Origin of the sequence: Ensifer sp. LC11, from assembly GCF_001695835.1 — a bacterium.
GTDB lineage: Bacteria > Pseudomonadota > Alphaproteobacteria > Rhizobiales > Rhizobiaceae > Ensifer.
In genome coordinates, this window is the sequence record NZ_MBSO01000067.1 from 190,267 (window position 1) to 202,176 (window position 11,910).

General features: G+C 62.5%; 11 protein-coding genes. 7 read left to right on the forward strand and 4 right to left on the reverse strand.

Going from position 1 to position 11,910, the window contains the following annotated elements:
• Nucleotide 1 precedes the first annotated feature (1 nt).
• The 6 genes from BBX50_RS27660 (at nucleotide 2) to BBX50_RS27685 (ending at nucleotide 5,799) form a co-directional block, all read left to right on the forward strand.
• Nucleotides 2–988, forward strand: coding sequence for an ABC transporter permease subunit (locus tag BBX50_RS27660; protein WP_065778478.1), 987 nt, complete (start codon nucleotides 2–4; stop codon nucleotides 986–988).
• Nucleotides 988–1,779 (forward strand): ABC transporter ATP-binding protein, encoded by a 792-nt coding sequence (locus BBX50_RS27665; RefSeq protein WP_065778479.1) that lies wholly within the window; start codon nucleotides 988–990, stop codon nucleotides 1,777–1,779. Before BBX50_RS27660 ends, BBX50_RS27665 begins: the two co-directional genes overlap by 1 nt.
• Nucleotides 1,769–2,095, forward strand: coding sequence for a hypothetical protein (locus BBX50_RS27670; RefSeq protein WP_065778480.1), 327 nt, complete (start codon nucleotides 1,769–1,771; stop codon nucleotides 2,093–2,095). Before BBX50_RS27665 ends, BBX50_RS27670 begins: the two co-directional genes overlap by 11 nt.
• Nucleotides 2,092–3,129 carry a 2-oxoglutarate and iron-dependent oxygenase domain-containing protein gene (locus tag BBX50_RS27675; RefSeq protein WP_065778481.1) on the forward strand — a complete coding sequence of 346 codons (1,038 nt, stop codon included), beginning with the start codon at nucleotides 2,092–2,094 and terminating at the stop codon, nucleotides 3,127–3,129. Before BBX50_RS27670 ends, BBX50_RS27675 begins: the two co-directional genes overlap by 4 nt.
• Nucleotides 3,130–3,232: 103 nt before the next feature.
• Nucleotides 3,233–4,594 (forward strand): PLP-dependent transferase, encoded by a 1,362-nt coding sequence (locus tag BBX50_RS27680; protein WP_083213840.1) that lies wholly within the window; start codon nucleotides 3,233–3,235, stop codon nucleotides 4,592–4,594.
• Between the two features lie 179 nt (nucleotides 4,595–4,773).
• Entirely contained in the window at nucleotides 4,774–5,799 is a 1,026-nt protein-coding gene (locus tag BBX50_RS27685) for an NADP-dependent oxidoreductase (protein WP_065778482.1), read from the forward strand.
• A 22-nt stretch (nucleotides 5,800–5,821) separates the two neighbouring features.
• On the opposite strand, the gene BBX50_RS27690 is transcribed toward BBX50_RS27685, so the two are convergent.
• From BBX50_RS27690 to BBX50_RS27705, 4 genes are all read right to left on the reverse strand, one after another.
• Entirely contained in the window at nucleotides 5,822–7,597 is a 1,776-nt protein-coding gene (locus BBX50_RS27690) for a hypothetical protein (protein WP_065778483.1), read from the reverse strand.
• A gap of 218 nt (nucleotides 7,598–7,815) precedes the next feature.
• A complete protein-coding gene (locus tag BBX50_RS30910) occupies nucleotides 7,816–8,379 on the reverse strand; it encodes a hypothetical protein (RefSeq protein WP_244513231.1) in 564 nt (187 codons plus the stop codon).
• A gap of 197 nt (nucleotides 8,380–8,576) precedes the next feature.
• Nucleotides 8,577–9,641 (reverse strand): HAD family hydrolase, encoded by a 1,065-nt coding sequence (locus BBX50_RS27700; RefSeq protein ID WP_244515137.1) that lies wholly within the window; start codon nucleotides 9,639–9,641, stop codon nucleotides 8,577–8,579.
• Between the two features lie 41 nt (nucleotides 9,642–9,682).
• Nucleotides 9,683–10,648 (reverse strand): formylglycine-generating enzyme family protein, encoded by a 966-nt coding sequence (locus tag BBX50_RS27705; protein ID WP_244515139.1) that lies wholly within the window; start codon nucleotides 10,646–10,648, stop codon nucleotides 9,683–9,685.
• 280 nt (nucleotides 10,649–10,928) lie between these two features.
• Between BBX50_RS27705 and BBX50_RS27710 the strand changes: the two genes are divergently transcribed.
• Nucleotides 10,929–11,900: a MoxR family ATPase gene (locus BBX50_RS27710; protein ID WP_065778484.1), complete on the forward strand. Its 972-nt coding sequence runs from the start codon at nucleotides 10,929–10,931 to the stop codon at nucleotides 11,898–11,900.
• Nucleotides 11,901–11,910 lie beyond the last annotated feature (10 nt).

Sequence of the window (11,910 nt, forward strand, 5' to 3'; positions counted from 1 at the left end):
CATGAGCGACGCCATCCGAGACGCTATCCCGCTTGAGAGCGGCCTTGCCGCCCTGCCCCGGCGGATCTGGAGGGACGGAGTGTTGGCCGCCGCGGGCTGGTTTGCTGCGGCGGGCATCACCTATCTCCTGCCCGACACGATCGTATGGGGCGACAAGACGGTGTTGCTGGCGCTTCTGCTCGCCGCCGGCGGCACAATCCTTTTGCTTCTCGCCCTCACAGCCCGCCCCGGCAAGACACTGGAACATTACGGCCCGTGGTTGATCGTCATCGGTCTCTGGCTCGCCGTCTGGGAACTGGCAACGGCGAAATTCGGCTGGCTGCCGAAGCCGTTCTTCTCGCCACCGCAAGGCCTGCTGCACGTCTACGTCACCGATTGGGATCGGCTGCTGATCTGCGTCGCCTATACCGCTCGCCTCTGGGGGCTCGGCTTCTTCTCCGGCATCCTTGTCGGCTTTGCTGCCGGCGTCGCACTCGGCTGGTCGAAGCGGTTCGCCTATTGGGGAATGCCGGTCTTAAAGCTGATCGGCCCTGTGCCGGCCAGTGCCTGGATCCCCTGCACCTTTTTCATCTTTCCGACGACGTTCCACGCCAGCATCTTCCTCGTGGCGCTCGCCTCCGGTGTGCCCGTCGCCATCCTCACCGCCTCGGGCGTCGGTCAGGTCAATCGCTCGTTCTATGATGTCGCCCGCACCCTTGGAGCGGGCCCGCGCTATCTGGTGCTGAAAGTCGCCATCCCTGCCGCCCTGCCCAACGTCTTCGTCGGCCTTTTCATGGGGCTATACTACTCCTTCGCGGTTCTCGTCGTCGCCGAAATGCTGGGCGCCAAGTTCGGGCTTGGCTGGTATCTGCAGTTCAACACCGCCTATTCGGCCTACGCCAATGTCTACGCCGCCCTGATCGTCATGGCGCTGATCTGCGCCGGTCTCGTCAGGCTGCTGTTCGTCGTGCGTGATCGTCTGCTCGGCTGGCAAAAGGGCATTCTCTGATGACCGCCCTTTCGCAACCTCCGGCCGCCGTGCCGAATGCCCTGAAGCTCGACGTCGAGCACGTGTCGCACGCCTTCGAAATCGGCAATCAAACCTATGCCGTGCTCGACGACATCAATCTTACCATTGCGCCGGGAGAATTCGTGGCGCTGCTTGGTCCCTCGGGGTGCGGCAAGTCCACGTTGCTGCGCCTGGCGGCCGGTCTCGACACGCCGTCCGCCGGCTCATTGCTGGAAGATGCTGCGCCGATCACGCGACCGGATCCGTCACGCCTGCTCGTGTTTCAGGACGCGACGTTGTTTCCCTGGCTGACAGTCTGGAAGAACGTCGCCGCCGGGCTCGATGCGCGTGGCGTGCTTGCGCACGAAAGGCACAGGGTCGACCAGTTGCTTCGGCTTGTCCGCCTCGAAGATTTCGCTGACGCCTACCCGCATCAATTGTCCGGCGGCATGGCGCAACGGGTGGCGATTGCCCGGGCGCTCGTCAACGATCCGCGCCTGCTGCTGCTCGACGAGCCCTTCGGCAAACTCGATTCGCTGACGCGCTTGAAGATGCAGAACGAACTGCTTTCCCTCTGGAAGGATCGGAGATTCACCGCGCTGCTGGTGACCCACGATGTCGAGGAAGCGCTGCTGCTTGCCGACCGGGTGATTGTCTTGAGCGATCGGCCAGCCCGGATCGTGGCCGAGGTTCCGGTGACAAAACAGCATCCGCGCCGGCGGGACGACGCCGACCTGGTGGCGTTGCGCGGCCATCTGCTTGCCAAGCTGGGGGTCGCAGATGCGGTCTGAGCGGCACCTTTCCCGCATCGTTATCGCCAGCGGGGCGACCTTGTTTTTCGTCGGGCTCGGCTGGTGGTGGCTCGTCTTCCGGCAGGTCATGGCCGGAGATTATCTGACGCTGCCGCAAGCGGCACTTTGCCTCGCGCAGACAAGCGACATCTGCGCCTTGGCACAGGCGCTTTGCAAGACCGAGCACGTGCTCGGCATCACGCGCTACTCGACCGAACTGTTTTGGACATCCGCAACGCTGCTCACCCTCGGCCTCACCCTTGAGATCCGAAGCCGACTGCGGACAGCAGCGACACATGAAAGGAGACTATCTTGAGCCACACCAACTCAACCCTGCCGGTGCTTGATCTCGCGCGCTTTGCGGCGGGCCATCCCGAGCGGGCGGCGGCACTCGACGAGTTGCGCTCGACCGCCCGCTCGGTGGGCTTCTTCTACCTCGAAGGCCATGGCATTCCGCAGGAAGAGATCGACGGCATTCTTGCGCTTTCGCGCCGCTTCTTCGCCTTGCCGGAAGCGGACAAGCTGGCGATCGAAATGCGCAAGTCGCCACACTTTCGCGGCTATAACCGAGCCGGTCTCGAATATACCCGCGGCACCCAGGACTGGCGCGAGCAGGTCGACTTCGGTCCAGAGCGCCAGAGCATCGAGGTCGCGCCCGGCGATGCGCCGTGGAAGCGGCTGATCGGCCCCAACCAGTTCCCCGAAGCCCTGCCGGAGCTGAAATCCGCGATCCTCGCCTACATCGATGCGGTCACCGGCCTCGGCATCCGGCTGATCGAGATTTTTGCCGAAGCGCTCGGCCAGAAGCCCGATGTCTTCGGCCCCATCTATCGCGATGGCCCAAACCAGCTTCTGAAGATCATCCGCTATCCCGGCCGCGACAAGACCGAGAGCGACCAGGGGGTCGGCGCGCACAAGGACGGCGGTTTCGTCACCATCCTCTTGCAGGATGTGGTCGGCGGATTGCAGGTCGACGACCGCAAAGGCGGATGGATCGATGCGCCGCCGAAGCGCGGCACCTTCGTCATCAATGTCGGCGAGCTTCTGGAGCTGGCCTCGAACGGCTACCTGCTTGCCAATATTCACCGGGTGGTCACCCCGCCGGCTGGCGGCGATCGGCTTTCCGTCGCCTTCTTCCTTGGCGCCAATCTCGCATCGACCATTCCGGTGCTCGACCTGCCGTCGGAACTGGCCGCCGAGGTGCGCGGCGTCACCCAGGACCCGCTCAACCCACTCTTCCACGAGGTCGGCCGCAACGTGCTGAAATCCCGGCTGCGCTCGCATCCCGATGTCGCCGCCGCGCATCACGCCGACCTTCTGGAGCAGCAGAAGGCGGCCGTGCCCGCCTGAGAACGAAGCGGCCGATCAACCTGAAGAACCCCTGATCTACCGGAAGAGCCCCCGATTTACCTGAAGAGCCCCCGATTTACCTGAAGAGCCAAGGAGAAATGCGATGACGATCCATCAAAAGCCGGAGGAAGCCGCAGTCGAAATCAAGGCATCGACCGGGCTGCGCGAGGCCGGCTCGCGGCTGCATGCCGAAACGCTGGCGCTTCACGGCGGCAGCTATCGCTTCGATCCGGTGAGCGGCGCCGTCGCCGTGCCGATCTACCAGACGACCTCCTACCAGCTTCCCGGCACCGATGGCGCCGACAAGCTTTTTGCTCTGGAGGCTGCGGGCCATCTCTATACCCGCGTCTCCAATCCGACGCAGGACGCCTTTGAGCAAAGGCTGGCGGAAATCGAAGGCGGGGCCGCGGCACTTGCACTCGGTTCCGGCCAGGCGGCATCTGCCTTCGCCCTCCTCAACCTGGCACGTGCCGGCGATAACGTGGTCAGTGCCGCCGGCCTTTATGGCGGCACCTGGGCGCTGTTTGCCGCAACGCTGAAGAGCTTCGGTATCGAGGTCCGCTTCGTCGACGCCGCCGATCCCGAAGCCTTTGCCCGCGCGACGGACGACAGGACGCGGGCCTACTATGCCGAATCCCTGCCGAACCCGAAGCTCGACGTCTTCCCGATCGCGGAAGTTGCTGATGTCGGAAAGCGTTTTGGCATCCCATTGATCATCGACAACACCGCAGCACCTCTGACGATCCGCCCCTTTGATCATGGGGCCGCGGTGGTCGTCTATTCGACGACGAAATATATCGGCGGCCACGGAACCTCGATCGGCGGCGCAATCATCGACAGCGGCAGCTTTCCCTGGCACGAGCATGCGGCGCGCCACCCGAACCTGCACGAGCCGGATCCGAGCTACCAGGGCAAGACCTGGTTCGAAAAGGCGGCCGCGATCGCCTTCCATCCCTATATCCTGCGCGCCCGTGCGGTGCTTTTGCGCGATCTCGGCGCCGCCATCAGCCCATTGAACGCATTCCAGTTCATTCAGGGCCTGGAGACGCTGCCGCTCAGGATCAGGCAGCACAACGAGAATGCGATCAAGGTCGCAGAGTTCCTCAGCACCCACCCGAAGGTGGCGCGGGTGATCTTTCCGAAGTTCCAGGAAGGCGAGGCGAAGGCCCGAGCCGAGAAATATCTGCTGAACGGCCACTACGGCGCGCTCGTCGGCTTCGAGTTAAAGGACGGGCGCGACGCCGGACGCCGCTTCATCGACGCGCTGAAGCTGCTTTATCATGTCGCCAACATCGGTGATGCGCGCTCGCTCGCCATCCATCCGGCAACGACGACACATTCGCAGCTGTCGGAAGAGGATCAACTCAAGACCGGCGTGACGCCAGGCTATGTGCGGCTGTCGATCGGTATCGAGCATCCCGAAGACATTATCGCCGATATCAAGCAGGCGATCGACGCCGCCTGATCAAAAGCTGTCTTCGTCGTTGCCGCGGGCTCGCCCTGTTGGTTTGGGCCCGCGAAGCCATTATGGTTTGGGAATTGATCGGTGGGCCCCCGTCCGGTTTCGTGCCACAAGATGCTGTCATTCGAGAACCGAGGGCCGACGGCGGCGCATATCGGGCCGCGCCCAGGGAGGCGAAAACAATGAGCAAGAACACCCAGATCCTGCTGGCCGCCCGGCCAGCCGGTCGGCCAGTACCGAGCGATTTCCGCATTGCTGAAACGGCTGTACCCGAACCGGCCGAGGGCGAGGTTCTGCTGAAAATCCTCTACCTCTCGCTCGATCCCTACATGCGTGGCCGCATGAATGCCGGCCGCTCCTACGCCAAGCCGGTTGAGATCGGCGCGGTGATGGAAGGCGGAACGGTCGCCCGTGTCGTGCGCTCCCGCCATCCGGAATTCAGTGACGGTGACTTCGTGCTCTCGCATTCCGGCTGGCAGAGCTACGCCTTGTCCCGCGGCACCGATCTGCGCAAGCTCGATCCGGCGGCGGCCCCGCTTTCAACTGCGCTTGGCATTCTCGGCATGCCTGGTTTCACCGCCTATGCGGGACTGCTGACCATCGGCAAGCCGAAGCCGGGCGAAACGGTGGTGGTGGCAGCCGCCAGCGGCGCCGTCGGCTCGGCGGTCGGTCAGATCGCCCGCATCAAGGGTGCGCGCGCGATCGGCATTGCAGGTGGTGCCGACAAATGCGCCTTTGTTCGCAATGTGCTCGGCTTCGACGCGGTGATCGACCATCGCGCACCGGATTTCGCCGAGCAATTGGCCGCGGCCTGCCCCAGCGGTATCGACGTCTATTTCGAGAATGTCGGCGGCCATGTCTGGGACGCGGTTTTCCCGCTGCTCAATGATTTTGCCCGCGTGCCTGTCTGCGGTCTGATCGCCCACTACAACCAGCCCGCCGGCGCTCAGGAGGGCGGCGACCGGCTGCCGGGCGTGATGCGCGAGGTCCTCAGCCGGAGCCTGCTCATCCGCGGCTTCATCCAGCGTGAATTCGCCGATCAGCGGCCGGCGTTCTACCAAGAGATGGCCGGCTGGATCAAAAGCGGCGAGGTCCGCTACCGGGAAGATATCGTCGACGGGATCGAGAATGCGCCAAGCGCCTTCATCGGTTTGCTTGACGGCTCCAACTTCGGCAAGCTGGTGGTCCGGGTCGCAGCCGAAAGCTGAACCAACGCCTTCGCGCCGGTGGTTACGGCAAGCCGGCCATATGTATTCCGGCCTTGCTTAAACCGTCATGGAGCAGCGCAATGAGCTCCGGCGCATAACCGCGCGCTGCGAGTTCCTTTTCGAACGGCTGCGTTGCGCCAACTTTGCTCCAGCGCAACCCGTCAAAGGCGCTTGTCGCCTCCCGTGTCAGCCCGAGCTGGCCCGCCGCGGCCATGCGCAGCAGGTTGACTGCGGTATCGGCCGGGTTGGCAAGCTGCCGCGCCCGCCTCAGCGCCTCGCGGTATCGGCCGTTTCGGTAGTCTTCGAGCGCCAAGGTGAGCGCCGCGTCGTGATGGAGGTAATCGCAACCGGCCTGCGCCGCCCGCGCCAGACCAAGCCCCTCCGAATACTGTCCGCTAACGAACAACAAAAGGCCGAGCCGAGCCGGAATGGCATCATCGAGCGGATTGAGTACCGCGGCGCGGCGACCGGACAGGAACGCAGCTTCCGTGTCGCCCGCCGCAAAGCGCGCCTGCATCTGTGCAACGTAGCTCTGGCTCGACTGCGGCGCCAACGCGACGGCCTTGTCCGCAAGCTTCACGGCGCGTTCGGCCACCGGTGGAGCGGCGCGCGCTTCGCCGGTGGCGACCAGAACCATGGCCAGGCTTGCCAGTACGTCGGGGTCGGCAGCCTGATAGGTCACCGACTGTTCGAGGCAGGCATGGGCCGAAGCCAGCGCCTCAGGTTCGATCCGCGCCAGAGCAACATCCGCCAGAAGCACGCAGCCATAGCCGATTGACGGCGTGGTCAGTTGTCGCGCTGCTTCCAGGCTGACGATGACACCTTCCTCTCCGGCAAGCGAAAGGGCGAGCCGCGAAAGCAGTTTTTCCTGTATCTCTTGCGCGTCGCCGCTATCGATCGCCGCCTTTGAGGTACCGGCTCTCAGTGCCTCGTTGCTTTGCACATCAATGACCTGCCACGAGAGTTCATGCCTGCGTACGTCGGCGCTGTAGGCAATCGAAAGCCTGTATTCCTTGCTCCCCTTCAGCTTGACCGGCGACGCCGACGGAACCCAGCCGGTAACTGAGGCGACATCGACGCCCGCCGACGCCGGTTGCGCTAGGGTGCGGACAGCGGAAAACTGCGAGAGCGCGTGAACCAGATAGTCACCGGCCTTCCTCTGCGTTTCGTCGTCGACGCCACTGCGTGCGGGAACCTCGACAACGATCGTCGGCTTGGCCGTGAGCACCGGCTCCCAGGGCAGACGGTCGACAACGGACACGTAAAGAGCGGCCGCTATCGCGACGAAGCCCAGTCCAAGGGCAGCAACCCTGCCGAGCGGAAGACGGCTCTGCGACGAGGCGGGCGGTTCCATCGGCGATACGTTGATCTGTTCGTTTGCCGCTTCTGCGGGAGGTGTCGGAACCTCGGGTAAGCTTCGCAGAGGCTCGCCACCGAACACGAAGTGCGGCACGTAATTGCCCTTTGGGAGCTCGATGCGAAGCTCCGCTTTTTCACCCAGCGCCTCATAGTATTGCGCCAGCGCAGCACGCAGCCGCGAAGCCTCGACACGCACGATCGGATCGGTCGCCGGATCGAAGGAGGTGGGTCGTCCGAAGACGTCAATAGCGATGGTGTAGGCTTTTACCTGGCTCGAGCGGCCGGCGAAGAACTCGTCAACCAGGTATCGCAGAAGCTTGCGATGACGTTCGGTTGCGTGAAACTGACTATCGGCAAGAATACGCTCAAGAACCGCACGTGCCTCGCATTCGGCAACGGCACTGCAAACCACCTGACCCGCATTTCTGCTGGCTTCCATGATGCGCTCCCAACTGCCCACAACCCCAAAGAGAGTGCAACGCGAGACGAACTCTAGACGAGAGCCCCTGTGGCGCAAAGAAGAATATTGCACCGTTACAAAATATTTTTGTCAAACAATGGGATCATTTCAGATTGGAACAGGAACCTTGATAAAAACCCATAGAATTCTCGTGGGTTTTTCATCAATCCGATAGGTTCGTGAGAGACATTTGTTAATCACAACGGATTAGGTTCGTGTCCGCTATCCGCGATACAGACAGAAATGACCTCTTCTTCAATCTCGCGACAGATCAATTCATACTCCGAGATCATCGAATGATCCAGAGCGTCGCGACGCCTTTGCCGATCGAGCATAGAGCTCGCTTCCTCGTAAGCTTCGCAGAGGCTCGCCAAGGACAGGTTCTTGGCGCTGAGCAGTTGCAGCTGCCCGCGCAACGCCGGTAGCTTGAGCATAAGCTTCAGAAGTCCCCGCTGAACGGCCGCGTTGGGCATTGTTTCCCACCCATCTGAATGACCATCGATGCTCGTGCCATGCATCAGCCCGATATCCCTGCCCGCAATTTCCAAAGGTGCCAGCGACGACCAGACACCTTCCCTGGGCAAAAAATCGGCTCCGCCGATCGGCGCGCTGCGGCCAAGTTTGGCCGCCGCCCACCTCTCCTTCGGGTAACAGCGTGGCACGAATGCCGATTTCCGGAAGTACGTAACAGTAACATTAGCCTCAGGTGATTGACGCCCAGGGATCATCGCCCATTGGAGCATCTCTTTAATGCTTCGCAAGACCGCTCCCTGCCTGCGGTCGTCCTGCTACCAGCCAACGCCACGAGGATCGTCAGAACCCGGCCGATCCGAGATGCAATGCCACCTGATCCGCGGCCCGCCGAGAGACCACCTTCACCATGGCAAGGCAAATCCGCGCCAGCGTTCCACGAGATCGGCGGCTGGCGCACCGGCGCCAATGGAACGGGTAACCCGTCTTATTTTTCGAAGGCGTAGATCTTGCGCCAGTCGGCTTTCATGTCGACCAGCAACCAGTTCCTCTGTTCGGCCTCGGTCAGCGCCTTGTCCAGTTTCCCGACGGGCGACTGCCGGTCATAGGCCCATTCGCGCTCACCGTCCGTGTGGTGCACGATCAGGCCGAAGCGTGGACCGGAGCCCGCCGTTACCCACCGCAGCATCTCGTAGTCACCGTCGGAATTGCCGGCTGCGAAGATCGGCCGCCGGCCGATGAAGGTGTTGATGCCGACAGGCTTGCCTGGGCCGTCATCGATAAAGTCGACCTTGGGCTCACGGTTCAGCGCCGGCGTGTCGCCGTCGAGCGTGTATTTCGTCACGATACTGCTGCCGACGACCTGTTCGGGCGGAATGCCATACATCTGTTCGGTCATGGGCCGCATGAACTCGATGCCGCCACCGGAGACGATGTAGGTCTTGAAATCGTTTGCTCTGAGATAGTCGAGCAATTCACGCATCGGCAGATAGGTAATTTCGTTGTAGGGGCGATCAAAGCGCGGATGTTTGGCGGTCGCGAACCAGTCCTTGACCGTCTTGGTAAATTCGTCCGTCGTCATGCCGGCATGCGTTGCCATGACAAGCTCAACGGCGCCTTTCTCGCCGGAAGCGGCAACGCCGGCCATGTCGCCCTTCAACAGCGACGCGAACGGCTCCTTGTCTTTCCAATCCGGATGCTCAGGCGCCAGCGCCTTGACGCGATCGGCGGCAAACATCGCCTGAAAATAGTTCGGCTGCTCCGTCCAGAGCGTGCCGTCATTGTCGAAGACGGCGATGCGCTCCTCCTTCGCGACGAAATCCGCGCCACCCTCGCTGGTCACACGGGTGACAAAATCAACGATCGCGGTCTTCGCGTCACCGTCATTCCAGGACGGGAGTTCGTCGGCGGGCGCATCGGCCGCGACGAGGGCGATTGGCGGTGCAAATGCCGTGGCGAGCAGAAGCAGGAAACCCGCGAACCTGGAGCGGCGTCGGCTTTGCCGGCCGGCCGCATCGGGCACGGAACTGGAACGCATTGCAATTGCCGTCATCATGCATCCTCCTTGCGGGAACTTTGAATCCAGAAACCGGATCAGCGCCGACGAATGCAGCGAAACCCGATATGGGTCGTCGCGGCGTTTTCCTCATGCGCATGCCGCGCCGCCGGCCGGTAGCGCCGGCAATAGTTGGGCGCGCAGAGATGCGAACCACCCTTCACCACCCGGCGGGCAATGTGGATCGTCGGCTGTCGCGGGTCGAAACTCGCCTCCTTGCCGCCACCACGAGGGTTGGACGGAATGCAGCAGCTTTTCTGCGCCGGCGCCGGATGGTTGGTCGACCAAAAGTCGCTGGTCCACTCCCAGACGTTGCCGATCATGTCGAAGAGGCCATATCCGTTGGGCGGGAAGCTTGCGACCGGCGAGGTGCGGTCGAAACCGTCGGGCTTCAGATTTTCGGTCGGGAACGCGCCGTGCCAGGTATTGGCCATGAAGCGTCCCTCGGGCACCAGCTCGTCGCCCCAGGCAAACTCAGAACTTTCGAGCCCGCCCTTGGCCGCAAACTCCCACTCAGCCTCCGTCGGCAGGTCCTTGCCCGCCCATTCGGCATAGGCTCTGGCGTCCAGATAGGAAACCTGGACCACCGGATGGTCGAGCTTGCCGCGAATGTTGCTCTGCCGCCCATAGGGACGGCGCCAGTCGGCACCGAACTTGTAGTTCCACCATTGCGAGGGGTCGCTGCTGGTCACCTTCTTCGGCGGATCGAAGATGACCGAACCCGCACGCATCATCTCCGGCAGACCTCCGGGATAATCCTTCGGGTCCGGAGCCTTCTCCGCCTCGGTCACGTAGCCAGTCGCCTCGACGAAGGCCGCGAATTGCCGATTGGTGACGGGCGTTACGTCGATCCAGAAGCCGTCCACCTTCACCGGATGTGCCGGTGCTTCCTCCGGATAGTGTTTGTCCGAACCCATGAGAAAGGTCCCGCCCTCGATCCAGATCTGCTCACGCGCGCTGATGGCCGCCGGCGTTTCGTTGACAAGGGGCATTTTCGGGGACATTTGCATGAGGCTTTCATCTCCCAGGGCATCGTCGGCAGGCCGCTGCGCGAACATAAGGCTGAAACAGGCTAACGCCATTTGCTTCCGGCCCAAAGTACGTAACCGTTACGAAGGCGTGCGACGCGCGCCAGATCTCACCCGGTCACCAGCGCAGTGCCCCGACTGGCCGATCGGGCCTTCGTTACTGTTACGTTCTTTCCATTTTCTCCGATTTAACAATAAGCTCCACTACGGTTCATGATGACCGATGTCGCCGGCCTGGCAAGGGAGCAGGAAACTCATGGGTGCACGCGACGATATCCAGCAGCTCGGCAAGCGTATCGGCGAAGCGATCATCGGCCAGGAGGGCATGATCGAGCGGCTGCTGCTGGGGCTCCTCAGCAACGGCCACCTGCTGGTCGAAGGGTTGCCCGGGCTCGCCAAGACGCGCGCGATCAAGAGCATGGCCAAAAACCTCGATGCGGAGCTTTCGCGCATCCAGTTCACACCCGACCTTTTGCCCGCCGACATCACCGGGTCCGAGGTTTATTTTTCCGAAGGCGGCAAAGGCGCGTTCCAGTTCCAGGAGGGGCCTATCTTCGCCAACCTCATCCTCGCCGACGAGGTAAACCGCGCCCCGGCCAAGGTGCAATCGGCCTTGCTCGAAGCGATGGAGGAACGCCAGGTTACCATTGGTGGCAAAAGCCATGTGCTGCCTGATCTGTTCCTGGTGATGGCGACCCAGAACCCGATCGAACAGGAAGGCACCTACCCCCTGCCCGAAGCGCAGCTCGACCGCTTCCTCATGCATATCCAGGTAGACTACCCGGACGCAGCGTCCGAGGCCGACATCATGCGGCTCGTGCGATCCGAGGAGATCCACACGAAATCCAACAACCATGCGACGGAGAAACTCGCCCAGGATGCCGTGTTCGCAGCGCGCAAGGAGATTTCGGCGATTACCGTTTCGGAAGCGATCGAGAACTACATCGTCGCACTGGTCATGGCGACCCGCTACCCCGACAAGCTCGACAAGGATCTTGCCAAGTGGCTTCAGGTCGGCGTCAGTCCACGCGGCGTGATCGGCCTCGACAAGGTTTCGCGTGCGCATGCCTGGCTGAACGGCCGCGATTTCGTGACCCCTGACGATGTGCAGGCAAGCGTACACGACGTCTTTCGCCACCGGTTGGTGCTGTCCTACGAGGCGCATGCCGGCGGTACCACCGCCAATCAGGTGATCGACCGCATCGTCGAACTCGTCGCGGTCGCCTGAGGATGGAGGT

Excerpts from the sequence above, each read along its gene's own strand:
- BBX50_RS27660 (WP_065778478.1), top strand. The coding sequence starts at position 2 with ATGAGCGACGCCATCCGAGACGCTATCCCGCTTGAGAGCGGCCTTGCC.
- BBX50_RS27665 (WP_065778479.1), top strand. The coding sequence starts at position 988 with ATGACCGCCCTTTCGCAACCTCCGGCCGCCGTGCCGAATGCCCTGAAG.
- BBX50_RS27670 (WP_065778480.1), top strand. The coding sequence starts at position 1,769 with ATGCGGTCTGAGCGGCACCTTTCCCGCATCGTTATCGCCAGCGGGGCG.
- BBX50_RS27680 (WP_083213840.1), top strand. The coding sequence starts at position 3,233 with ATGACGATCCATCAAAAGCCGGAGGAAGCCGCAGTCGAAATCAAGGCA.
- BBX50_RS27685 (WP_065778482.1), top strand. The coding sequence starts at position 4,774 with ATGAGCAAGAACACCCAGATCCTGCTGGCCGCCCGGCCAGCCGGTCGG.
- BBX50_RS27690 (WP_065778483.1), bottom strand. The coding sequence starts at position 7,597 with ATGGAAGCCAGCAGAAATGCGGGTCAGGTGGTTTGCAGTGCCGTTGCC.
- BBX50_RS27700 (WP_244515137.1), bottom strand. The coding sequence starts at position 9,641 with ATGACGGCAATTGCAATGCGTTCCAGTTCCGTGCCCGATGCGGCCGGC.
- BBX50_RS27705 (WP_244515139.1), bottom strand. The coding sequence starts at position 10,648 with ATGTCCCCGAAAATGCCCCTTGTCAACGAAACGCCGGCGGCCATCAGC.
- BBX50_RS27710 (WP_065778484.1), top strand. The coding sequence starts at position 10,929 with ATGGGTGCACGCGACGATATCCAGCAGCTCGGCAAGCGTATCGGCGAA.